The 23,289-nt window shown below is 69.3% G+C and carries 18 protein-coding genes; 13 read left to right on the forward strand and 5 right to left on the reverse strand.

The window, feature by feature from the left end:
• The first annotated feature begins 42 nt into the window (after positions 1-42).
• The 3 genes from groES to ASF17_RS11930 all read left to right on the forward strand — a co-directional run bounded on the left by groES (position 43) and on the right by ASF17_RS11930 (position 3,010).
• A complete protein-coding gene (groES, locus tag ASF17_RS11920) occupies positions 43-339 on the forward strand; it encodes a co-chaperone GroES (protein ID WP_055800001.1) in 297 nt (98 codons plus the stop codon).
• Positions 340-628: 289 nt separating this feature from the next.
• The gene (gene rarD / locus ASF17_RS11925; protein WP_055800004.1) at positions 629-1,558 is read left to right on the forward strand and encodes an EamA family transporter RarD; all 930 of its coding nucleotides are present in this window, start codon (positions 629-631) and stop codon (positions 1,556-1,558) included.
• Between the two features lie 108 nt (positions 1,559-1,666).
• A complete protein-coding gene (locus tag ASF17_RS11930) occupies positions 1,667-3,010 on the forward strand; it encodes an ABC transporter substrate-binding protein (protein WP_055800008.1) in 1,344 nt (447 codons plus the stop codon).
• Positions 3,011-3,575: 565 nt separating this feature from the next.
• On the opposite strand, the gene ASF17_RS11935 is transcribed toward ASF17_RS11930, so the two are convergent.
• Genes ASF17_RS11935 through ASF17_RS11950 form a run of 4 tightly spaced genes read right to left on the reverse strand, consistent with a single transcriptional unit; the run spans position 3,576 to position 7,849 of the window.
• Positions 3,576-4,343 (reverse strand): ABC transporter ATP-binding protein, encoded by a 768-nt coding sequence (locus ASF17_RS11935; RefSeq protein WP_055800798.1) that lies wholly within the window; start codon positions 4,341-4,343, stop codon positions 3,576-3,578.
• A 17-nt stretch (positions 4,344-4,360) separates the two neighbouring features.
• Positions 4,361-5,425, reverse strand: a complete 1,065-nt coding sequence (locus tag ASF17_RS11940) for an ABC transporter ATP-binding protein (protein WP_156357433.1) — start codon at positions 5,423-5,425, stop codon at positions 4,361-4,363.
• Between the two features lie 58 nt (positions 5,426-5,483).
• Positions 5,484-6,470: a branched-chain amino acid ABC transporter permease gene (locus tag ASF17_RS11945; protein ID WP_055800011.1), complete on the reverse strand. Its 987-nt coding sequence runs from the start codon at positions 6,468-6,470 to the stop codon at positions 5,484-5,486.
• An 11-nt stretch (positions 6,471-6,481) separates the two neighbouring features.
• Complete coding sequence (locus ASF17_RS11950; protein WP_235476588.1) at positions 6,482-7,849, reverse strand: branched-chain amino acid ABC transporter permease; 1,368 nt, start codon at positions 7,847-7,849, stop codon at positions 6,482-6,484.
• 281 nt (positions 7,850-8,130) lie between these two features.
• Here ASF17_RS11950 and guaB point away from each other — a divergent pair, with 281 nt between their 5' ends.
• The 8 genes from guaB to guaA all read left to right on the forward strand — a co-directional run bounded on the left by guaB (position 8,131) and on the right by guaA (position 18,146).
• Positions 8,131-9,633 (forward strand): IMP dehydrogenase, encoded by a 1,503-nt coding sequence (guaB, locus tag ASF17_RS11955; protein ID WP_055800015.1) that lies wholly within the window; start codon positions 8,131-8,133, stop codon positions 9,631-9,633.
• 139 nt (positions 9,634-9,772) lie between these two features.
• Positions 9,773-10,894 (forward strand): GuaB3 family IMP dehydrogenase-related protein, encoded by a 1,122-nt coding sequence (locus ASF17_RS11960; protein ID WP_055800018.1) that lies wholly within the window; start codon positions 9,773-9,775, stop codon positions 10,892-10,894.
• A gap of 115 nt (positions 10,895-11,009) precedes the next feature.
• Positions 11,010-12,869 (forward strand): glycerol-3-phosphate dehydrogenase/oxidase, encoded by a 1,860-nt coding sequence (locus ASF17_RS11965; RefSeq protein WP_082475314.1) that lies wholly within the window; start codon positions 11,010-11,012, stop codon positions 12,867-12,869.
• A 226-nt stretch (positions 12,870-13,095) separates the two neighbouring features.
• Positions 13,096-13,626, forward strand: coding sequence for a cation:proton antiporter regulatory subunit (locus ASF17_RS11970; RefSeq protein ID WP_055800022.1), 531 nt, complete (start codon positions 13,096-13,098; stop codon positions 13,624-13,626).
• Between the two features lie 5 nt (positions 13,627-13,631).
• Positions 13,632-15,140, forward strand: coding sequence for a cation:proton antiporter (locus ASF17_RS11975; RefSeq protein WP_055800024.1), 1,509 nt, complete (start codon positions 13,632-13,634; stop codon positions 15,138-15,140).
• A gap of 67 nt (positions 15,141-15,207) precedes the next feature.
• On the forward strand, positions 15,208-16,035 hold the full coding sequence (locus tag ASF17_RS11980; RefSeq protein WP_162236422.1) for an SURF1 family protein: 828 nt from the start codon (positions 15,208-15,210) through the stop codon (positions 16,033-16,035).
• 63 nt (positions 16,036-16,098) lie between these two features.
• Positions 16,099-16,563: a DUF3817 domain-containing protein gene (locus ASF17_RS11985; RefSeq protein ID WP_055800026.1), complete on the forward strand. Its 465-nt coding sequence runs from the start codon at positions 16,099-16,101 to the stop codon at positions 16,561-16,563.
• Positions 16,560-18,146 carry a glutamine-hydrolyzing GMP synthase gene (gene guaA, locus ASF17_RS11990; RefSeq protein ID WP_055800029.1) on the forward strand — a complete coding sequence of 529 codons (1,587 nt, stop codon included), beginning with the start codon at positions 16,560-16,562 and terminating at the stop codon, positions 18,144-18,146. Before ASF17_RS11985 ends, guaA begins: the two co-directional genes overlap by 4 nt.
• Before the next feature lie 277 nt (positions 18,147-18,423).
• Here guaA and ASF17_RS11995 read toward each other — a convergent pair whose 3' ends face one another.
• The gene (locus tag ASF17_RS11995; protein WP_055800032.1) at positions 18,424-19,269 is read right to left on the reverse strand and encodes a Bax inhibitor-1/YccA family protein; all 846 of its coding nucleotides are present in this window, start codon (positions 19,267-19,269) and stop codon (positions 18,424-18,426) included.
• A 204-nt stretch (positions 19,270-19,473) separates the two neighbouring features.
• On the opposite strand from ASF17_RS11995, the gene ASF17_RS12000 reads away from it, so the two are divergent.
• Together ASF17_RS12000 and ASF17_RS12005 are read left to right on the forward strand one after the other, a co-directional pair.
• A complete protein-coding gene (locus tag ASF17_RS12000) occupies positions 19,474-20,460 on the forward strand; it encodes a glycerophosphodiester phosphodiesterase family protein (protein ID WP_055800035.1) in 987 nt (328 codons plus the stop codon).
• A gap of 103 nt (positions 20,461-20,563) precedes the next feature.
• On the forward strand, positions 20,564-23,005 hold the full coding sequence (locus tag ASF17_RS12005; RefSeq protein ID WP_055800038.1) for an ATP-dependent helicase: 2,442 nt from the start codon (positions 20,564-20,566) through the stop codon (positions 23,003-23,005).
• Positions 23,006-23,289 lie beyond the last annotated feature (284 nt).

A 23,289-nucleotide genomic window follows, 5' to 3' on the forward strand; every position in this document is an offset into this window, starting at 1 on the left:
CAACCCACGTTTTTCGAAGTTCCGAGAAAGTAGAGGTCAACCGTGTCGGTCTCCATCAAGCCGCTCGAAGATCGCATCGTCATCCAGCAGGTCGAAGCCGAGCAGACCACGGCCTCCGGCCTGGTGATCCCCGACACCGCGAAGGAGAAGCCCCAGGAGGGCGAGGTCGTCGCGGTCGGACCGGGTCGCATCGACGACAACGGCAACCGTGTGCCCCTCGACGTCGCCGTCGGCGACAAGGTCATCTACAGCAAGTACGGCGGAACCGAGGTCAAGTACGGCGGAGAGGACTTCCTCGTCCTCTCGGCTCGCGACGTCCTCGCCGTCGTCGTCCGCTAGTCGGTCGACAGAGCATCATCACGTGAACCCCCGCTTCGGCGGGGGTTCTCGTCGTCTCACCCCCCGGGAGGCGCGGCTCGGCCCCTCCGCGCACCGCGCCTCCCGAGAACGGCAGACGAGCACTCCACCGTGGCAGAGGTGGACGTGTCGGGGTGTCGGCCGGTCCGCTTACAGTCGTGACGTGACCAGCAGTCGTTCCCGCACCTCCTCCGCCTCCTCCGTTCCGTCAGCCGAACCGGCGGCCGGCGGCGACCCGACTGCCACGGGCCGTCCGGCAGCCGACCCGGCCGTGCGCTCGGGGCTGGCGTTCGCCGTCGGCGCCTACGGGCTCTGGGGCGTCCTGCCGGTGTTCTTCCTGCTGATGTCGCCGTCGGGGCCCTTCGAGATCGTGGCCTGGCGCATCGTCTTCTCGCTCGTCTTCTGCCTGGTGCTGCTGGCCGTGACCCGGGGCCTGCCGTCGTTCATCCGGTTGCTGCGACAGCCTCGTCTCGTCGCGACGATGGGTCTGGCCGGCGTCTTCATCGTCGTCAACTGGACGGTCTTCATCACCGCGGCGCTCGCCGGCCACGTCGTCGAGGCCGCCCTCGGGTACTTCATCAACCCGATCGTCACGGTCCTGCTGGCCGTCGTGGTGCTGCGCGAGCGACTCCGCCCCGCTCAGTGGGCCGCCGTCGCGTTGAGCGGCGTCGCCGTGCTCGTCATCGCGGTGGGCACCGGCGACATCCCCTGGGTGTCGCTCGTGCTCGCGTTCTCATTCGGTCTGTACGGGCTCGTCAAGAAGCAGGTCGGCGGCCGGGTCGACGCCGTCGGCGGGCTGACCCTCGAGACGATGCTCATGACGCCGGTGGCCGGTGCGGCGCTGATCGTCATGGCCGCCACGGGTCTCGGCGGCGGGGTCGTGTTCGGCTCGGTCTCGGTCGTCCACACGCTGACCGTGATCAGCTCGGGCGTCGTCACCGCCGTGCCGCTGCTGTTCTTCGCGTCGGCCGCACGTCGGCTCCCGTTGGCCACGATCGGTCTGACCCAGTACCTCGCGCCGGTTCTGCAGCTCGTGGTCGGCGTGGTGCTGCTCCACGAAGAGATGCCGGTCACGAGGTGGATCGGCTTCGCCATCGTCTGGGTCGCGTTGATCGTGCTGTCGGTCGACGCGCTGCGGGCGAACCGCCGAAACCGCGGTATTGAGCGCAAGTCACGAATTGCTAACGAAACGGTCCAGTGACGACGAGAACACACGCCAGAAACAATCCAGCCCTAGTTTCTACTCAATCGCGAGGACCGTCTGCCTAGTGTCGGTCCGGCTCTCCGCGCTTCACGAAAGGGACTACGGATGATCCGATCCACCAAAGGCCTGAAGGCTCTGGCGCTCGCAGGGGCCGCCTCCGTCCTTCTGGCCGCCTGTTCGTCGACGTCGTCGACTCCGTCGGAGGGCTCGTCGTCGTCGCCCTCGGCCTCGGCGTCGCAGAAGGCCGACCCCGCAGCATCGTGCGAGGCTCCCAGCAGCCCCGGACAGGACGCCCTCCGCATCGGCACGATCCTGCCGAACACGGGAACCCTCGCCTACCTGGCACCGCCCGCCGAGGCCGGCATCGGCCTCGCGGTCGAGGACATCAACGCCGCCGGCGGCGTGCTCGACCAGGACGTCGTCGTCGAGCCCCGCACCGACTCCGGTGACAGCAACGACCTCACCGTCTCGAGCGCCGCAGCGACGCAGCTCATCGACGCGAAGGTCCCGGTCGCGATCGGCGCCGAGTCGTCCAGCGTCACGCTGAACGTCATCGACCAGCTGACCGCCGCCTGCATCGTCGAGATCTCGCCGGCCAACACGGCGTCCGCGCTCAGCGGCTACTCGTCGTACTACTTCCGCACCGCGCCGCCGGACTCCGTCCAGGGCTCGGCCCTCGGCACGCAGATCGTCAACGACGGTCGCGCCAACGTCGCGTTCCTCGTCTTCAACGACACCTACGGCACCGGTCTCCGTGACGCCGTCCAGGAGTCGGTGGAGGCCTCGGGCGGCTCCGTCGTCTACGGCGGCACCGGCGAAGGCCAGGAGTTCCCTCCCGGTCAGACGACCTTCTCGTCCGAGGTGACGGCGGCCCTGGCCACCGACCCCGACGCGATCGTCATCCTCGCGTTCGACGAGACCAAGTCGATCGTCCCCGAGCTCGTCGCCCAGGGCGCCGACATGACATCCATCTACATGTCGGACGGCAACACGGCCGACTACAGCGAGGACTTCGACCCGGGCACCCTCGAGGGCGCTCAGGGCACGATCCCCGGTGCGTTCCCCTCGACCGACCTGCAGAAGCGCTTCAACGACTTCTACCAGGAGAGCGCGGGCTCGGCCCTCACCGACTACTCGTACGCACAGGAGTCCTACGACGCCACCATGCTCGCCGCGCTCGCCGCGGTGAAGGGCGGCGGAACCGACTCCGGCACCATCCAGGCCAACATGGCCTCGGTGTCGGGCGCCGACGGCGGCACCGAGTGCGCCACCTTCGCCGACTGCAAGACGGCGATCGAGGCCGGCGACGACATCGACTACACCGGCCCTTCGGGCATCGGACCGTTCGATGACCAGAACGACCCGTCGAGCGCCTTCATCGGCATCTACAAGTTCGACGGCGACAACAAGATCGTCTACCAGACGGCTGTCGAGGGCTCGGTCCAGTAACTCCGTCCCTTCTCCAGCGGAGGCCCCGGCGCGTGTGCGCCGGGGCCTCCGTCGTGCGTGCGGTGCGTGTGGTGCGCGTGGTGCGCGTGGTGCAAGCGGCGCGTGCGGTCAGCGCGTCCAGCGCGTCCGTCCGGCGCGGTCGAGGGGTCGGAAGATGCCTTCGCGGCCCGGTTCGACGTTGCCCCGGATGCTCGAGTGGTCAGAAGGTGTCCTTCGCGGCGTGTGGAAGGGCATCTTCTGACCACCCGGGGCTCCCGGGAGGGTGCGGGTCCGGGTCCGGGATCGGATGCGCCGCGTCTGCTCGAGTGGTCGGACGGTGTCGTTCGCGGCGTCTGGAAGGACATCTTCTGACCACCCTGGGTCGCGGGGCGGGATGATGCCGCCCGCACGACGCGAGCCCGGCACGGCGCGAGCCCGCACGGCGCGAGCCAGCACTACGCGAGCCCGCACGGCGCGAGCCCCGCACGGCGCGAGCCCCCCCCACGACGCGAGCACCACGGCACGACGGAGGCCCCGCACGTCGAGCGTGCGGGGCCTCCGGGGCGATGCGGGTGTCGCGTCGGCGTCAGTGCGACTCGTCGACGTCCTTCGCGAGCGTGCCGAGGTACAGCTCGATCACCTTCGGGTCGTCCGCGAGCTCGCGTCCGGTGCCCGAGTAGGCGTTGCGGCCCTGGTCGAGCACGTAGCCGCGGTCGCAGATCTGCAGGCAGCGGCGGGCGTTCTGCTCGACCATGATGACCGAGACGCCTGCCTTGTTGATGCGACGGGTGCGGATGAACGTCTCGTCCTGGCGGACGGGCGACAGGCCGGCCGACGGCTCGTCGAGCAGCAGCACCTTCGGGTCCATCATCAGCGCGCGCGCCATGGCGACCGACTGGCGCTCACCGCCCGAGAGGGAGCCGGCGCGCTGGCCGCGACGGTCGCCGAGCACGGGGAACAGATCGTAGATGTACTCGAGTCGCTCGGCGAACTTCTTGGGGCGGAGGAACATCCCCATCTGCAGGTTCTCCTCGATGGTGAGCGACGGGAACACGTTGTTCGTCTGCGGCACGAACCCGACGCCGGCCTGGACGAGCTTGTTGGCCTTCAGGTTCGTGATGTCCTCGCCGCCGAGCGTGACGCCGCCCGAGTGGATCTTGACGAGGCCGAACAGGGCCTTCAGCAGCGTCGACTTGCCGGCGCCGTTCGGGCCGATGATGCCGATGAGCTCGCCGGGGTAGCAGACGAGGTCGCAGCCGTTGAGGATGTTGACCCCGGGCAGGTAGCCCGCCACGAGGTCGCTGGCGTTCATGATCGGTTCGATGCCCGCGAACTTCTCGGTTCCCGGGTGCATCTGGGTGGTCGAGGCGCTCATGCCTTCTTGTCTCCGGTCTGCTGGTCGTCCGCCGCGTTCGTGGCGGTCGGGGTCGAGGGGTCGGGCGAACCGGGCAGGTCGCGTCCGGGGACTCCGCCGCCGGTGGCCGAGGAGGCGCCGGTCGTGTCGTCCGCGCGGGCCGCGTCCTCGGCGGCCACCTCCTGCTCGAGCTCCTCGAGCACGGCGTCGGTGAGCAGCGAGTCGTCGCCCAGGTCGGTGTCGTGGTGCGCGCCCAGGTAGGCGTCGATGACGGCCTGGTCGTCCATGACGGTGTCGGCGGGACCCTCGGCCACGACCTTGCCCTCGGCCATGACGATCACCCAGTCCGAGATGTGGCGGACCATGTGCATGTCGTGCTCGACGAAGAGCACGGTGGTGCCCTCGTCGCGCAGGCTCTGGATGTGACCGAGCAGCGACTGCGTCAGGGCCGGGTTCACGCCGGCCATGGGCTCGTCGAGCATGATCATCTCGGGGTCGCTCATGAGGGCGCGGGCCATCTCGAGCAGCTTCCGCTGGCCGCCGGAGAGGCTGCCGGCGTAGTCGTCCTTCTTCTCGTGGAGCTTGAAGCGCTTGAGGAGGTCCTCGGCCTTCGCCGTGATCTCGCGTTCGCGGGCCTTCCAGAGCGGCGGGATGATGCCGATGAAGAAGTTCTCGCCGGGCTGGTCGCGTGCGCCGAGCAGCATGTTCTGCATCACGGTCAGACGCGACAGCGCCTTCGTCAGCTGGAACGTGCGCACCATGCCCGCCCGGGCGACCTTGGCGGCGCCGACGTTGCCCATCGGTTTGCCGTCGAAGACCCACTTGGCGGTCCCCTCGCCGCGGCTGAATGCCGTGGGGGCGGAGGAGGCCTTGTCGAAGCCGGTCAGCAGGTTGAAGAAGGTCGTCTTGCCGGCCCCGTTCGGGCCGATCAGCGCCGTGATCGCGCCGCGCTGCACCTCCACGTGTCCGACGTCGACGGCGGTCATGCCGCCGAAGCGACGCACGACGTTGTCGACGGTCAGGATGGGGTCGGGCTTCGAGGAGCCGGGCGTGCGGTCGACGCCGGTCAGCTTGCTGCGCAGGGCGTCGCGGTCGTAGTCGTAGCCGGCCTTGCGGGCCCGGCCACCGGTCGTGGTTGTCTCAGACACTGAACGACAGCTCCTTCTTGTTACCGAGGATCCCCTGTGGCCTGAAGATGATCAGGCACATGAGGGCGACGCCGACGAGCACGTACGAGAACTGGTCGGCCTGTTGGTTGCTCATGATGCTCGCGGGGATGAAGTCGCCGGCCAGGGTGCGGATCAGCAGCCGGACGGAGAAGAACAGCACCGCTCCGAGCACCGGTCCGAAGACCGTCGCCGCACCACCGAGCAGCAGGGCCGTCCAGATGAAGAAGGTCGTCGAGCGGCCGAGGGCGTCGGGCTGGACCGACGAGGGCAGCACGTAGATGATCCCGGCGAGCGAGCCGATCACACCGCCGAAGACGAGCGCCTGCATCTTGTACGAGAAGACGTTCTTGCCGAGGCTGCGCACGGCGTCCTCGTCCTCGCGGATTCCCTTCAGCACGCGACCCCAGGGGCTGCGGCTGAGCAGGAACACGATGACGCAGAGCAGCGCGACGAGGCCCCAGGCGACGATGCGGATCCACCAGCCGCTGACGCCGTTGTTGTCGTAGGTGAACCACAGGATCGTGGTCTGACCGTCGGGCAGCGGCGAGAGCGCGGTGAAGGCGTCGCGGTACGACGAGCCGGTGATGCCGTTCGAGCCGCCGGTGACGTCGGTCAGGATGCTCGATCTGCCGACCATGCGGATGATCTCCGCCGCGCAGATCGTCACGATCGCCAGGTAGTCGCCGCGGAGCTTCAGCGTCGGGACGCCGAGGATCAGCGCGAAGATCACACCGCAGAGCAGACCGATCAGGACGGCGACCCCGATGGGGAGTCCGCTGGTCAGCGAGATGGCGAATCCGTAGGCGCCGACCAGGAGGAAGGCCGCCTGGCCCATGTTGATCAGCCCGGTGAAGCCGAAGTGGATGTTGAGGCCGATGGCCGCGAGGGCGAAGGCCGCCGTGGTGGGCGCGAGCGCCTCGCCGGTGAGGGCACGGAGCAGAGAGATGACGTAGTCCATGAGTAGTCCCCTTAACCGATCCGCTCGGCGCGACCGAAGATGCCCTGCGGCCGGAACAGCAGGATCACGATCAGGATCAGCAGCGCGGTGGCGTACTTGAAGTCACCCGGCAGGACCAGGTTGGTCAGTTCGACGATGACGCCGATGATGAGCGAGCCCGCGAGGGCGCCGAACGACGTCCCGAGCCCGCCGAGTGTCACGGCGGCGAACATGAGCAGCAGGATCTGCAGACCCGTCATCCAGTTGACGCCGTTCAGCACGAGGCCGAGCATGACGCCCGAGAGGCCGGCGAGACCCGCCGCGACCGTCCACACGAGGCGGATGATGCGGTCGACGTCGATGCCCGAGGCGGCCGCGAGGGCCGGGTTGTCCGAGACGGCGCGCGTCGCGCGACCGGTGCGCGTCTTCGTCAGGAACAGGCCGGTCAGCACCAGCACGACGATCGAGACGCCCATGGCCACGTACGACTGCACCGTGAGGGTGATGCCCGCCAGGGTGACCGTCGAGGGGTTCGCCGTCTGGATGCGGACGGTCGCCGCGCCGAAGAAGTACTGGAACGCGTACTGCAGCGCGATCGAGAGGCCGATGGTGACGATCATCAACTGGGTCAGACTCAACCCCCGCCGTCGGAGGGGCTTCCAGATCGCCCAGTCCTGGATGAACCCGGTCGCCGCGCAGAGCACGACGGTGAGCATCGCGGCCAGGAAGATGTTCATGCCGAGCTGGTTGGCGAAGACGTACGCCAGCAGACCGCCGAGGGTCACCTGCTCGCCGTGCGAGAAGCTGCTGAGACCGGTCGTGCCGTAGATGAGCGACAGGCCGATGGCCGCCAGTGCGAGCAGGAGACCGAGGCGGATGCCCGAGGCGAGCTGCTGCCCGACGCGCTCCCAGTTGAACGCCGCGGCGGTGTCGCCGGTGGTGGCGCCCTCGGTCGCACTGAGCTGGAAGATCACGCCGGCGTTGGCGCCGAGCGTGGCGTTGACCATGCGCTCGTCCTGCTCGGCGTTCGTCAGGAACTCGCCGTCGGGCAGCGAGTCGGTGTCGAGGGCGACGGTGTACTGGCCGCCCTCGGTGACGGGGAGGGCCCAGCGGCCGGTGCCGTCGACCTCCGCCGTTCCCTCGAAGCCGCCGGGGCCCGTCACGGTGAGGACGACGCCGCTGGCGGGCTCGCCCTCGGATGTCCGGATGCTGCCCTGGATGCAGGCGGTGTCGGCGTCGACGGCACACGAGGCGGTCGCCCCGCCCTGGGCCCGTGCGGGCTCGGGGGCGATCATCACGGACAGGAAGGCGCCGGCCAGTGCGAGCAGCAGCGTCAGGACTGTGACGAACAGGGCAGGCCGCAACGGTGTCGGCGGTGCGATGGTCGTGTCGGGTTTCACGGAACCTCCTGGACAGGTGCCAGTCGGGGCGATGCCCCGGGTGCCGCTGGCTACCGTCGTTGGTGACGCTACTTTCGCCGTGTGTCGGCCATGTTTCGCGCACGACACAGGCAAGAGTCGAAAAATCGTCGCTGTTCTGTGACCTTTTCGCGCCTCCTCGGCCGTCTGGGGCCGTCGGGACCCGGAATGCAGGAGGCGCGGGGCGGGTTAACATCGACTACCGGCGGTCGACGGCGCTCCGGTGCTCCACCGCCCACCACTCGCTCCTTCGAAGGGGACTCATGGACCAGCCGGATCCGTTCGGATTCATCGGACTCACGTACGACGACGTCATGCTCCTCCCCGGGCGCACCGACGTGATCCCGAGCGAGGCCGACACCTCGTCGCGGCTGACCAAGCGCATCCGCGTGGCCGTGCCGCTGCTCTCGGCCGCGATGGACACCGTCACCGAGTCGCGCATGGCCATCGCCATGGCGCGCCAGGGCGGCATCGGCATCATCCACCGCAACCTCTCGATCGCCGACCAGGCGGCGCACGTCGACAAGGTCAAGCGCAGCGAGTCGGGCATGATCACCAACCCGGTCACCACGAGCCCCGACGCGACCGTCGCGGAGGTCGACGCGCTGTGCGGTCAGTTCCGCGTCTCGGGTCTGCCGGTCGTCGAGTCCGACGGCACCCTCGTCGGCATCATCACCAACCGCGACATGCGCTTCGTGTCGACGTTCGAGATGCAGACGACGCTCGTCCGCGACGTCATGACCTCGGCCCCGCTCATCACGGCCCCCGAGGGCGTCGACCCCGACTCGGCGATCGCGATCTTCGCCGAGCACAAGATCGAGAAGCTGCCCCTCGTCGACGCCGACGGCAAGCTGCGCGGTCTCATCACGGTCAAGGACTTCGACAAGAGCGAGAAGTACCCCGACGCCACGAAGGACGACGAGGGTCGTCTGCGCGTCGGCGCCGCGATCGGCTTCTTCGGCGACGCGTGGGAGCGCGCCTGCGCCCTGCGCGACGCGGGCGTCGACGTGCTCGTGGTCGACACCGCCAACGGCGAGAGCACCGGCGAGCTCGACATGATCCGCCGCATCAAGGCCGATCCGACGTTCGCCGCCATCGACGTGATCGGCGGCAACGTCGCGACCCGTTCGGGTGCCGAGGCGCTCATCGAGGCCGGAGCCGACGCGATCAAGGTCGGCGTCGGCCCCGGCTCGATCTGCACCACCCGCGTCGTCTCGGGTGTCGGCGTGCCCCAGGTCACGGCCGTCTACGAGGCGTCGCTGGCGGCGCGCGAGGTCGGCGTGCCGGTCATCGCCGACGGCGGTCTGCAGTACTCGGGCGACATCGCCAAGGCGCTGGTCGCGGGGGCCGACACGGTGATGCTCGGCTCGCTGCTGGCCGGCTGCGACGAGAGCCCGGGCGACCTGGTGTTCGTCGGCGGCAAGCAGTTCAAGAACTACCGCGGCATGGGCTCGCTCGGTGCGATGCAGACCCGCGGCAAGAACACGTCGTATTCGAAGGACCGCTACTTCCAGGCGGACGTCCCCTCCGATGACAAGCTCATCCCCGAAGGCGTCGAAGGACAGGTGCCCTACCGCGGGGCGCTCGGCAACGTCGTGTACCAGCTGACCGGCGGCCTGCGTCAGTCGATGTTCTACGTCGGCGGCCGCACGGTCGACGAGCTCAAGGCGAAGGGCAGGTTCGTCCGCATCACGGCGGCCGGCCTGAAGGAGAGCCACCCGCACGACCTCCAGATGGTCGTCGAGGCGCCCAACTACCGTCGCTAGCCGTCGCCGGCGCGCGGCCGGATGTTCTGCGCGAAGAGGGACGTGATGCCGCCGGGCCCGGCGACACCACGTCCCTCTTCGGCTGCGTCGCGGCCGACCCGGCCGGGGGCGGGGGGCTCGCCTCCGGTAGGGTGGCCCGGTGACTGAGGTAGAGATCGGCGTATCCAAGCGTGCCCGCCGCGCGTACGCGTTCGACGACATCGCGATCGTCCCGAGCCGGCGGACGCGCGACCCGCGCGACGTCTCCGTGAGCTGGTCGATCGACGCGTTCACGTTCGAGTCGCCGATCATCGCGGCGCCCATGGACTCGGTGGTCAGCCCGGCCACGGCGATCCGCATCGGGCAGCTCGGTGGTCTCGGGGTGCTCGACCTCGAGGGCGTCTGGACCCGTTACGACGACCCGGAGGCGGTGCTCGCCGAGATCCGCGACCTCCCCGAAGCCGAGACGATCGCGCGCATGCAGCAGATCTACGCCGAGCCGATCAAGCCCGAGCTGGTCACGGCCCGTCTGGCCGAGATCCGTGCGGCCGGCGTCGCCGTCGCCGGCTCGCTGAGCCCGCAGCGCACGCAGGACCTCTACCAGACGGTCGTCGACGCCGGTGTCGACATCTTCGTCATCCGCGGCACGACCGTGTCGGCCGAGCACGTGTCGAAGACGACCGAGCCGCTGAACCTCAAGAAGTTCATCTACGAGCTCGACGTGCCGGTCATCGTGGGCGGCGCTTCGACGTACACGTCGGCGCTGCACCTCATGCGCACGGGGGCTGCGGGCGTGCTCGTCGGGTTCGGGGGCGGCGCCGCCTCGACGACCCGCGCCTCCCTGGGCATCCACGCGCCCATGGCGACCGCGATCGCGGACGTCGCGGGTGCGCGTCGCGACTACCTCGACGAGTCGGGAGGGCGGTACGTGCACGTCATCGCCGACGGCGGTCTCGGCACCTCGGGCGACATCGTCAAGGCCGTCGCCTGCGGCGCTGACGCCGTCATGCTCGGGGCCGCGCTGGCGCGAGCCACCGATGTCCCCGGCGGCGGGTTGCACTGGGGCGCCGAGGCGCACCACCCCGAGCTGCCCCGCGGGCGTCGAGTGGACGTGGGCCAGGTCGGCACCCTCGAGAAGATCCTCTACGGCCCGGCCGAGACGGTCGACGGCCAGGCCAACCTCATCGGGGCCCTCCGGCGGTCGATGGCCACCACCGGGTACAGCGACCTCAAGGAGTTCCAGCGCAGCGAGGTCGTCGTCGCCCCCTACCAGCCGCACTAGCCGGTCGGTCGTCCCCAGCTGAGCGCCGCCTCATGGCGGGCTCGGCCGTGGGGGCGTTGGATGGACCCGTGGACGCGACGAGCGTCCCGGTTCCGATCCAACGATGGAGGCTCGCATGGCCAGGTCCGCGTCCGTTTCGCTCTCGACGAAGCTCGGCCCCGACGAACGGGCGGCCGCCGTCGAGGTGATGAAGACCAGAGAGCTCGACATCCTCGTCATCGGCGGCGGCATCGTCGGCGCCGGCTCGGCCCTCGATGCCGTGACCCGCGGTCTCAGCGTCGGCATCGTCGAGGCCCGCGACTGGGGCTCGGGCACGTCGAGCCGGTCGTCGAAGCTGGTGCACGGCGGGATCCGCTACCTCGAGCAGCTCAACTTCCGGCTCGTGCGCGAGGCCCTCATCGAACGCGGGCTGCTGCTGCAGCGGCTCGCGCCGCACCTGGTCAAGCCGGTGCGGTTCCTGTACCCGCTGAGCAAGCCGGTCTACGAGCGGTTCTACATCGGCGCGGGCATGGCGCTCTACGACATCTTCAGCTGGACGGGTGGGCGCCCGCCCGGGGTGCCCCACCACCGGCACCTGAGCAAGACGCAGGTGATGCGGGCGATCCCGAGCCTGTCGAAAGACGCCGTCGTCGGTGGCCTGACGTACTACGACGCCCAGGTCGACGACGCGAGGTACGTCTCGTCGCTGGTCCGCACCGCCTCGGCCTACGGCGCTCACGCGGCGAGCCGCATCCGGGTCGAGGGCTTCGTGAAGGTGGGCGAGCGCGTGGTCGGCGTGAAGGCCCACGACTACCAGACGGGCGAGCACTTCGAGATCCGCGCCAAGCAGGTCGTCAACGCGACCGGCGTCTGGACGGACGACACGCAGGCCATGGTCGGCGAGCGGGGCCAGTTCAAGGTGCGGGCGTCGAAGGGCGTGCACCTGGTGGTGCCCCGCGATCGCATCCACTCCGATATGGGCATGATCTTCCGCACCGAGAAGAGCGTGCTGTTCGTGATCCCGTGGGGTCGTCACTGGCTGGTCGGCACGACCGACACCGACTGGGATCTCGACAAGGCCCACCCGGCGGCGACGGCCGCCGACATCGACTACATCCTCGAGCACGTGAACCGCGTCATGGCCGTGCCCCTCACCCGTGACGACGTGGAGGGCGTGTACGCGGGTCTGCGTCCCCTGCTGGCGGGCGAGTCGGACCAGACGTCGAAGCTGTCCCGTGAGCACATCGTCGCTCACACCGTGCCCGGCCTCGTCGTGGTGGCCGGCGGCAAGTGGACCACGTACCGGGTCATGGCGGAGGACGCCATCGACGAGGCGGTGGCGGCGCTCGACGGCCGCATCCCCGAGAGCACGACGATGGAGATCCCGCTGGTCGGCGCCGAGGGGTATCACGCGGCGTGGAACAAGCGGGGCAGGATCGCGAAGGCCTTCGGCGTGCACAAGGTGCGCATCGAGCACCTGCTGAACCGCTACGGCACGCTCACCGACGAGCTGCTCGACCTGATCCGCGACGACCCGTCGCTGGCCGAGCCGCTGCCCGGGGCGGACGACTACATCCGTGCCGAGGTCGTCTACGCGGCCAGCCACGAGAGCGCCCTGCACCTCGAGGACGTCCTGGCGCGACGCACCCGCATCTCGATCGAGGCGTGGGACCGCGGCGAGTCCGCGGCGCCCGTCGCGGCCCGGCTCATGGCCGGCGTGCTCGGCTGGAGCGACGACGAGGCCGAGGCCGAGGTCGCGAACTACCTGAAGCGCGTGGCGGCCGAGCGCGCCAGTCAGCTCGAGCCCGACGACGAGTCCGCCGACCGGGTGCGCCTCGAGGCTCCGGACATCGCCTTCGGCTTCGAAGAGGACGACATGATCGTCCCCGGCGCCGATCAGGGCGGTGCCCCGAAGGCCGACGAGGACGTCGTCGAGCCGGCCGGCACGCCAGGCGACGACACGTCCGCCGAGCGACCGGACGGCACGGCCGGCTGAGCCGCTCGAGGGGGCGTGCAGGAGGCGCGGTGACGGTCCGACCGGCACCGCGCCTCCTGCCGTCCGCGGCGTCCGGCACGGCCCCGTCGGGCGCCCGCCACCGGCCGACGGGCCGGGAACAAAGCGCCGCGGGGCGCGGTTGTGACCACCATGAGCAGCCCGGTCCGGGCGTCGGCGCCCGACGCTAGGCTGAGACGACTGCCCCCGAATCCACTGGAGACGAACCATGGTTGACGTGCGTCGAGTCAAGCTCCCCGGCGTCGGGGTGCTGCACACCTTCATCACCGACGACGGCGGCAAATGCGGTGTGATCACGCACCGCTCGGGTCACAGCGATCTGATCACGTTCAGCGACGAGGCCGACGGGGCCGACGTCACGAAGGTCTCGCTGCGCCTCAGCGAAGACGAGGCGCACACGCTGGCCGAGCTGCTCGGCGGCACCCGCATCACGGAGTCGCTGTCGGCGCTCGACCAGATCCCGGGTCTCAGCATCGACTGGTTCACGGTCGACTACGACGACCACATCGCCGGGCAGCCGCTCGGCGACCTGGGTGCGCGCGGCGTGGTCGGGCTGACCGTCGTCGCCGTCGTCCGCGGCGACGCCGCCAACCCCGCCCCCTCGGGCGACTTCAAGGTCTTCCCCGGTGACACCCTCGTGGTCGCCGGGTCCCCTGAGAAGGTCGCCAAGGCCTTCTCGTTCTACCGCACCGGCGAGCTCAAGCACCGTTCGCCGGTCGACGCTCCCCCCGGGGGCTGACGCCCGTGCACCTGGGTGAAGAGCTGATCGTCCTCGGCATCCTCCTGCTGCTCGCGTACGTGCTGGGCCGGGCCGGCAAGCTCATCGGCCTGCCGTCGATCCCCGTCTACATGCTGGTGGGGCTGCTGGCGAGCACGAACACCGGCTGGTTCCCGCTCAGCTTCGAGTCCGACAGCATCGAGCTGATCGCCATCTTCGGGTTGATCCTGCTGCTGTTCAACCTCGGTCTCGAGTTCGACCAGGACGAGTTCTTCTCGAACGCCGGGCGGCTGATCGTGTCCGGGGGCAGCTACATCCTCGTCAACATGGGCGTCGGGCTCGTCTTCGGCTTCATGCTGGGCTGGGGCACCCGCGAGGCCCTGATCATCGCCGGTATGACGGCGACGTCGTCGAGCGCGATCGTGACGAAGCTGCTGATCGAGCTCAACCGGCTTGCCAACCGCGAGACGCCGATGATCCTGGGCGTGACCGTCGTCGAGGACATCTTCATCGCCGTCTACCTGGCCATCGTGTCGGTCGTGCTGAGCGGCGAGACCGACCCGGGGCCGGTGATCCTCAAGCTGGTCATCGCCTTCGCGTTCCTCGTCGTCATGTTCTCGATCGCCCGGTGGGGCGGCAGGGTCGTGTCGCGGCTCATGCGCACCAAGGACGACGAGCTCTTCACGGTGCTGTTCTTCGGTCTCGCCGTCCTGTTCGGCGGTCTCGGCGAGGTGCTGGGCGTCACCGACGCCATCGGCGCGTTCCTCATCGGCCTCATCGCCGGGGCGACCCGCTACCGCAACCGCATCGAGCAGTTCGCGTTGCCCATGCGCGACGTGTTCGGCGCGTTCTTCTTCTTGAACTTCGGTCTCGGGCTGAACCCGGCGCTGTTCCCGACCGTCCTCGGCCCGGTGGCGATCGCCATCGGCATCACGGTGGGGCTCAACATCATCGCCGGGCAGTTCGTGGCGTGGCTCAACAAGCTCGGCCCTCAGGCGGGCATCAACACGGCGGCGATCCTGCAGAACCGGGGCGAGTTCGCGCTCATCCTCGCCACGTTGTCCATGGGCGCGGGGCTCGACGAGCGGCTGCAGCCCTTCGCCGGTCTCTACGTGCTGCTCATGGCCGTCATCGGCCCCCTGCTCGCATCGAACTCCGAGCGCATCGGGGGAGTCCTGCTGCGTTCGCGCAAGCGCGCCGAGCAGGAGGCGATCGAGAGGCGCCGCCGCGAGAAGGCCGCTCGCGGCACCGACGAGATCGCCCTGATGGAGGCGGCGCTCGCCGGAGCGGACGACGACGCGACGGGCGACGGGTCACCGGCCGACGAGGAGGAGCGCCGCCGTCGCGCGGTGCCGGTCTCGACCGCGGCGGACCGCCGTCTCGACGCGGGCGCCGCCGATGCCGCGTCCGATGCAGGCGACGACGACCTCGACGACCTCGACGAGATGGACGCCGCCGAGGCGGCCCTCTGGGCGGATCAGGCCGGGCAGCAGTCCGACCAGCGGGCCACGCGACCACGCGACCCGGAGTACTGATCGACCCGCGCCTCCTCGGCTCGCGCACCCAGCGGGGTCACCGGCACGCGACGGTACGATGCCGTTCGTGAGCCGCACCGACGAACGTCCCCTGACGACCGGTCCCGACGGCTCGCCGCTGCCCGAGACCATGTGGCAGGTGGCCCGCCGCGGTCGATGGATCGCGATGCTCGCCCTGTCGCTGGTCATCTCGGGCATCTTCGCCTGGCTCGGCCACTGGCAGCTCGAGCGCAGCATCGAGAGCGGTCAGGTCGCCAACCCGGAGACCGAGACGGTCAAGGTGCTGTCCGACGTCACCGAGCCGCAGACCCCGTTCTACGACAGGGTCGGCGGTCAGATGGTCAGCGTGACGGGCGAGTTCGCGCCCGACGACTTCCGCGTGATCTCCGATCGCGTCAACGACGGCGAGCTGGGCTACTGGCTGATCGGACGCTTCGTCGACGACTCCACCGGGGCCTCGGCGGCCGTCGCCCTCGGCTGGTCGTCCGACGAGTCCGACGCGACCGAGGCCGTCTCCGACGTGCCCGTCGGCACCGAGCTGACCCTGACGGGCCGGTACTCACCGAGCGAGGCGCCCTCCGACGGCGACTTCGAGGGCGGGCGCGAGACGGTCGTGTCGCTCGCCGCCCTCGTCAACGAGTGGAGCGGCTTCGACGGCGACGTCTACGGCGGCTACGTGGTGGCGGCCGACAGCTGGGGCGCCCTCGAGGCCATCGACTCGCCCGCCCCCGACTCCGACGTGTCGCTGAACTGGCTGAACATCTTCTACGCCATCGAGTGGGTCGTCTTCGCCGGCTTCGCGATCTTCCTCTGGTTCCGTCTCGTGCGCGACGCCTTCGAGCGCGAGATCGACGAAGCCGAAGAGGCCCGCCTCGAGGCCGACGCGACCTCCTGACCCACCCGGCCCCCGCCTCCTCGGCGACTCTCGGGCCGGTCGCCCCCGAGTAGAATCGACGCCATGCCTCCCAAGCCCCGGCAACGCGACATCCCGAAGATCCCGGGTGCGGTGAAGTTCTATCGCATCGCGGCGTACGTCACCGGCGTGATGCTGCTGCTGCTCATCTTCGAGATGGTGTTCAAGTACACGCCTCTGCAGCTCGAGATGCAGCTCGGCGGCGAGGGCGGGTTCCTCGTCCCGAAGGACTCCATCACCACCGGGTTCAACCTGTCGACGGCGATCCTCATCGCGCACGGCTGGCTGTACGTCGTCTACCTCTTCGCCGACTTCCGCCTCTGGAGCCTGATGCGGTGGCCGTTCTCGCGGTTCCTCATCATCGCGCTCGGCGGTGTCGTGCCCCTGCTGTCGTTCTTCGTCGAGAGCCGCATGACGAAGCTGGCGCTGCGCGAGCACGCCGCACTCGTGGCCGACGCGCCGAACAGACCCGACCAGACCACCCCGAAGCCCCAGGGAGCATCCGCGTGACAGAAGCCACCGAGACCGCCCAGAGCCCCGTGCTCGTCGTCGACTTCGGGGCGCAGTACGCGCAGCTGATCGCCCGACGCGTGCGCGAGGCCAACGTCTACTCCGAGATCGTGCCGCACACGATCACCGCAGCCGAGATCGCGGCGAAGAACCCGGTCGGCATCGTGCTGAGCGGCGGACCGTCGAGCGTCTACGAAGAGGGCGCGCCCGGTCTCGACCCGGCGATCCTCGATCTCGACGTGCCCGTGCTGGGGATCTGCTACGGCTTCCAGGCGATGGCCAAGGCGCTCGGCGGCGAGGTCTCGCAGACCGGGCAGCGCGAATACGGCGCGACCGACGTCACGCTGGTGCCGGGCGAGAGCACGCTGCTCTCGGGTCAGCCGCTCGAGCAGACCACCTGGATGAGCCACGGCGACTCCGTCTCGAAGGCCCCCGAGGGCTTCGACGTGCTCGCCTCGAGCGCGTCGACCCCCGTCGCGGCGTTCTCGAGCGACGCGCGCAAGCTGTACGGCGTGCAGTGGCACCCCGAGGTCAAGCACTCGTCGTTCGGCCAGGCCGTGCTCGAGAACTTCCTGCACCGTGCCGCGGGCATCCCCGCCGACTGGAACAGCGGCAACGTCATCGCCGAGCAGGTCGCGCGCATCCGCGCCCAGGTCGGCGACTCGCGCGTCATCTGCGGTCTCTCGGGCGGGGTCGACTCGGCCGTCGCTGCGGCGATCGTGCACGAGGCCGTCGGCGATCAGCTGATCTGCGTCTTCGTCGACCACGGCCTCCTGCGTGCCGACGAGCGTCGCCAGGTCGAAGAGGACTACGTCGCCTCGACCGGTGTCCGCCTCGTGACGGTCGACGCCGAGCAGCAGTTCCTCGACGCGCTCGCCGGTGTCACCGACCCCGAGCAGAAGCGCAAGATCATCGGGCGCGAGTTCATCCGCAGCTTCGAGGGCGCCGCCGAGGCGCTCGTGCTCGAAGCCGCCGCCGACGGCGAGTCCGACGTGAAGTTCCTCGTGCAGGGCACGCTCTACCCCGACGTGGTCGAGAGCGGTGGAGGCACGGGTACGGCGAACATCAAGAGTCACCACAACGTCGGGGGGCTCCCCGAAGACCTGCAGTTCGAGCTCGTCGAGCCCCTCCGCACTCTGTTCAAAGACGAGGTCCGCGCCATCGGCCGCGAGCTCGGCCTGCCCGAGGTCATCGTCGGACGCCAGCCGTTCCCCGGCCCCGGTCTCGGCATCCGCATCGTCGGCGAGGTGACGCACGAGCGCCTCGAGCTGCTGCGCGCCGCCGACGCCATCGCTCGCGCCGAGCTGACGGCCGCCGGCCTCGACGACGAGATCTGGCAGTGCCCCGTCGTGCTGCTGGCCGACGTCCGCTCGGTCGGAGTCCAGGGCGACGGCCGCACCTACGGTCACCCGATCGTGCTGCGCCCGGTCTCGTCGGAAGACGCGATGACGGCCGACTGGACGCGCCTGCCGTACGACGTGCTCGCCCGCATCTCGAACCGCATCACGAACGAGGTCGCCGGGGTCAACCGCGTCGTGCTCGACGTCACGTCGAAGCCGCCGGGGACGATCGAGTGGGAGTGACGCGCAGCGCCGCTCCCGAGATCTGACCGGTCTCCGCGACTGGTCCGAAGACGCCCTTCACGGTCTCGTGAGGGGCGTCTTCCGTCGGGCTGGGGCGCGTGCCGCTCTGCTCGAGTGGTCGGAACATGCTCGTCGCGGGTTCAGGAGGAGCATCTTCCGACCACTCGATGAGCCGAGAGAGCGACGCCCGGGCTGGACTGCTCGCGCACGCCGCTCCATACGGAAGCGGGGCCCGCTCCTCTCGGAACGGACCCCGCCTCGGGTGCAGCTGTGTCGCCTAGTCGCTGCCTCGCAGGATCGCGAGCATGCGCAGGATCTCGACGTAGAGCCAGACGACGGTCATGACGATGCCGAAGGCCGCCGACCAGGCGTAGATGCTCGGGGCGCCGCGCTCGACGCCGGTCTTGATCTGGTCGAAGTCGAGGACGAGCGAGTACGCCGCCATCAGCACGACGAGGATGCCCAGGATGAACCCGATCGGAATGCCGGCGATGTCGCCGCCGCGCAGACCCCACGGGTTGCTGTTCGCGCCGAAGGCCATGAGGCCGAGGTTCAGCAGCGAGAAGACGCCGTAGCCGATCATGCCGATCAGGAAGATCTTGGTGGCGCGCTTGGAGGCGCGCACCTTGCCGCTCTTGAAGAGCAGGAGCGTCACGACGAAGACGGCGGCCGTTCCGAGGAGGGCCTGCGTGACGATGCCGTCCCACTGGTTCTCGAAGATCGCCGAGATGCCGCCGACGAACAGACCCTGGGCCGCCGAGTAGGCGAGCACGAGACCGGCGGAGGGCTTCTTCTTGAAGATGTTGACCAGGGCGAGCACGAAGCCCGCGATGGCGCCGACGAAGGCGAGGGCGGGGACGAACCAGCCGATCGCGGCGCCGACGAGCACGACCGCGAAGGCGATGATCGTCTTCGTGATGGTGTCTTCGTACGTCATGCGGTCGGTCTGCGACGGGCCGGCCGAGGGCTGGGTGTAGAGGTTCTGCAGCTGCTCGGCGGTCATGCCGTTGTATTCGGCGGGCCGCTGGTTCTGAGCGGCGCCGGCCTGCTGCTGCCGGATCACAGCAGCGCCGTTCGCCGAGAAGGCCGGCGACTGACTGAAGCCGGGATTCGAGAATGCCATCAGGATCCTTGTCTTGGTGATCGTGTCGGTCGTCGAGACTCGTCGACCGTTGGTCAACCGTAACGGTTGGTCTGTCTCGGATGGCTGGGGATTCGCCTGATGAGAGCCGTATTCGCGCCAGGCGAACATGCAGTTCGTGCACTGTTCGCGTCGAGTCGGCCGTGAACCCGTCGACGAGCCGAGGAGGCGCGCTACCGTGGCGGCGTGACTCCCGTCCCACAGGTCATCGCCCACCGCGGAGCCAGCGGCCACCGCCCCGAGCACTCCGAGGCCGCGTACCGCCTCGCGATCGAGCTCGGCGCCGACGCGATCGAGCCCGACATCGTCGCCAGTCGCGACGGCGTCCTGGTGCTGCGCCACGAGAACGAGATCTCGGGCACGACGGATGTCGCCGATCACGCCGAGTTCGCCGACCGGCGGACGACGAAGCGCATCGAGGGCGCCGACGTCACCGGCTGGTTCACCGAGGACCTCACCTGGGCCGAGCTCTCGACGCTGACAGTGCGCGAGCGGCTGCCCGAGGTCCGCCCGCGCAGCGCCGAGCACGACGGGACGGGGCGCATGCTCCGTCTGTCCGATCTGGTGCGCCTCCTCGACGCCGCCGACCGGCCCGTCGGACTCGTCGCCGAGATCAAGCACGCGACCCACTTCGAGTCGATCGGCCTGCCGCTCGACGAGCTCGTGGCCGACGAGCTGCGGAGCGTCGGCTGGGCGGGCGACGAGCGGCTGACGATCGAGAGCTTCGAGCGGACCGTGCTCGATCGGGTGCGCGCCCGGGGGATCGGGGCGCGTTACGTCTACCTGATCGAGAAGCGCGGAGCTGCGGCCGACCTCGTGGCGCGTCTCGGGTCGGCGGCTCCGAGCTACGCGTCGCAGCTCGAGGCGCCGTCGCTCGCCCGGTTCGCCGCCGAGGGGCTGCACGGCGTCAGTCTCGACAAGTCGACGCTGATCGACGCCGCCGGGTCGACCGACGCCCGCGTCGTCGATCGCGCCCAGGCCGCGGGTCTCGCGGTCTTCGCCTGGACGCTCCGGGCCGAGAACGCGTTCCTCTCGCGGGCTCACCGCGGACCGGGAGGGCGGGGCGCGCAGGGTCACTACGTCGACGAGTTCCGCGCGCTCATGGCGCTCGGTCTCGACGGCGTCTTCGCCGATCAGCCGGAGCTCGCGATCGCGGTCCGCGACGGACTCTGAGGCGCCGATCGGAGCCGGGGAGCCGAGGAGGCGCGGTGCCTGACCGCGCGACCCGCGCCTCCTCGATCCCACTGTCGGTGGCCCCGTTTAGACTCTCCCCGACATGACGATCGTGCTCGACCCCTCAGACCCCACCGGCGCGTCCGGCGATCCGTTGACGGCCGGGCTCAACCCCCAGCAGAAAGAGGCGGTCGAGTACCGCGGCCAGTCGCTGCTGATCGTGGCCGGCGCCGGGTCGGGCAAGACGAGCGTGCTCACCCGCCGCATCGCGGGTCTCATCGCGACGCGCGAGGCCTGGCCGAGCCAGATCCTCGCGATCACGTTCACGAACAAGGCCGCGGCCGAGATGCGCGAGCGCGTCGGGCACCTGGTGGGGCAGGCCGGCGAGGGCATGTGGATCTCGACGTTCCACTCGGCGTGCGTGCGGATCCTGCGTCGCGAGGCCGAGCAGTTCGGTTTCACCAAGTCGTTCACGATCTACGACTCGGCCGACTCGAGGGCCCTGCTCAAGCGGATCCTCAAGCAGCTCGACGCCGACACCCTCGGCTTCACGGTCAGCCAGGCCTCGGGCAAGATCTCGAAGCTCAAGAACGAGCTGACCGACGTCGAGACGTACGCCCGGCAGGTCAACGCCGGCGACCCGCAAGACGTCATGTTCCTCGAGATCTTCCGTCAGTACACGCGCGAGCTGCAGCGGGCGAACGCGTTCGACTTCGACGACCTCATCGCTCAGACGGTGTTCCTGTTCCGGGCGTTCCCGCACGTGGCGGCGACGTACCAGCGTCGGTTCCGGCACATCCTGGTCGACGAGTACCAAGATACGAACCACGCCCAGTACGCGCTGATCCGCGAGCTGACGCGGCCGGTCGACCCCGAGCTCGTCGACGAGCTCGAGCGCGGCGGTCAGTTCGTGCAGACGATGCGCGACGGCAGCGGGCGCATCCCGGGGGCGTCACTCACCGTCGTCGGTGACAGCGACCAGTCGATCTACGCGTTCCGCGGGGCGGACATCCGCAACATCGTCGAGTTCGAGCGCGACTTCCCGAATTCGAAGGTCGTGCTGCTCGAGCAGAACTACCGCTCGACGCAGAACATCCTCGACGCGGCGAACGCGGTCATCTCGAACAACTTCGATCGCCAGGCCAAGAACCTGTTCACCACGGTCGGCGCCGGCGAGAAGATCGTCGGGTTCACGGGTTACACCGGTCATGACGAGGCGCAGTTCGTCGCCGACGAGATCACGGCCCTGCACGAGGCCGGCACGGCGTACAAAGACGTCGCCGTCTTCTATCGCACCAACTCGCAGACGCGTGCGCTCGAAGAGATCTTCATCCGCTCGGCCATCCCGTATCGCGTGCTCGGCGGCACGAAGTTCTACGAGCGGGCCGAGATCAAAGACGCCATGGCGTACCTCATCTCGGTCGCGAACCCGGCCGACCCGATGGCCCTGCGCCGCATCATGAACGTGCCGAAGCGCGGCATCGGCCCGGCCACCGAGACCGCCCTGCAGCGCTGGGCCGACACGAACGCCGCTGAGGCGCCGACGCCTCTGCGCGACGCGATGCGCAACGCCGATCAGCTCGGGCTCGGCCCGAAGGTGACCGGGGCGATCCGCGGGCTGGCGACTCTGCTCGACGAGGTGCAGAAGACGGCCGCTACGGCGCCGGTGCACGAGATCCTCACCGCTCTGATCGAGGGCAGCGGTCTGGTCGAGGTGCTGCGCGCCTCCCGCGACCCGCAGGACGAGGCTCGCGCCGAGAACATCGACGAGCTCGTGGCGGTCACGAAGGAGTTCCAGAAGAACAACCCCGACGGCACGCTGCTCGACTTCCTCACCGAGGTGACCCTGGTCGCCGCGGCCGACGACCTCGACGACACGAGCGGCACGGTCTCGCTGATGACCCTGCATACGGCGAAGGGCCTCGAGTACGAGGCGGTGTTCCTCACCGGCGTCGAAGAGGATCTGCTGCCGCACCGCATGTCGGCCAGCGAGCCGGGCGGGCCGGCCGAAGAGCGGCGTCTGTTCTACGTCGGCATCACGCGGGCCCGTCAGAAGCTGTTCATCTCGCTCGCGATGACCCGCGCCCAGTTCGGCGAGGTCAACGTGGCGATGCCGTCGCGCTATCTGCAAGAGATCCCGGCCGAGCTGATCGACTGGAAGCAGTCGCCCGGCATGGCGAACGGTCGCGGCGGCACGCAGCCGCGGGCGCTCAATGCGCGACGCGAGGGCACGGGCGGCGTGGGCGGTTTCGGGGGCACGCCCCGCGCCTCCGGCGGGTACGGCGGCGGCAGCTACGACCGCGCGACGGCGGCCTCGAAGACCAAGCCCAAGACCGAGTGGGCGAACCGCGTCACAGGCACGGTGCGAGACAACGGCGACCTCGAGCTCGAGACGGGCGACCGCATCTCGCACATCGACTTCGGCGAGGGCCGCGTCATGGCGGTCACGGGAGTCGGCGCCCGCCGCATCGCCGAGGTGCTGTTCGACTCGGCCGGCCGTAAGAAGCTGCTCATCAAGGTCGCACCGATCGAGAAGATGCAGTGAAAAAAGGCAAAGGGCCGGCCGGAGAGCACGCAATAGACCGCTGGACGAAGACAGGCATCTTGCTGCAGGAGGTCGATGGGTCGCAGGAGGCCGACTTTCTAGAAGACTTAGAACCATTCCATGCTGAAACCTCACGGTTGTCCATGCTCAGCGAAGACCTGGCTGAGGATTAGAGACCACTTCGGCTAAGACGCCCATTGGCTGGCACCACTGATGAGCGGTTTTTCCTCCGACCCACCGCTTAAGCGAAAAATTGTCACTAAGATCGACGTTGCAGCTGTATT

This window comes from Frigoribacterium sp. Leaf263, from assembly GCF_001422285.1.
Taxonomy (GTDB): domain Bacteria; phylum Actinomycetota; class Actinomycetes; order Actinomycetales; family Microbacteriaceae; genus Frigoribacterium.

Coding starts and splice junctions, on each gene's coding strand:
- ASF17_RS11985 (WP_055800026.1), top strand. CDS start 16,099: ATGCCTCCCAAGCCCCGGCAACGCGACATCCCGAAGATCCCGGGTGCG.
- ASF17_RS11965 (WP_082475314.1), top strand. CDS start 11,010: ATGGCCAGGTCCGCGTCCGTTTCGCTCTCGACGAAGCTCGGCCCCGAC.
- ASF17_RS11935 (WP_055800798.1), bottom strand. CDS start 4,343: ATGCACCCGGGAACCGAGAAGTTCGCGGGCATCGAACCGATCATGAAC.
- ASF17_RS11995 (WP_055800032.1), bottom strand. CDS start 19,269: ATGGCATTCTCGAATCCCGGCTTCAGTCAGTCGCCGGCCTTCTCGGCG.
- ASF17_RS11930 (WP_055800008.1), top strand. CDS start 1,667: ATGATCCGATCCACCAAAGGCCTGAAGGCTCTGGCGCTCGCAGGGGCC.
- guaB (WP_055800015.1), top strand. CDS start 8,131: ATGGACCAGCCGGATCCGTTCGGATTCATCGGACTCACGTACGACGAC.
- ASF17_RS11945 (WP_055800011.1), bottom strand. CDS start 6,470: ATGGACTACGTCATCTCTCTGCTCCGTGCCCTCACCGGCGAGGCGCTC.
- ASF17_RS11970 (WP_055800022.1), top strand. CDS start 13,096: ATGGTTGACGTGCGTCGAGTCAAGCTCCCCGGCGTCGGGGTGCTGCAC.
- ASF17_RS12005 (WP_055800038.1), top strand. CDS start 20,564: ATGACGATCGTGCTCGACCCCTCAGACCCCACCGGCGCGTCCGGCGAT.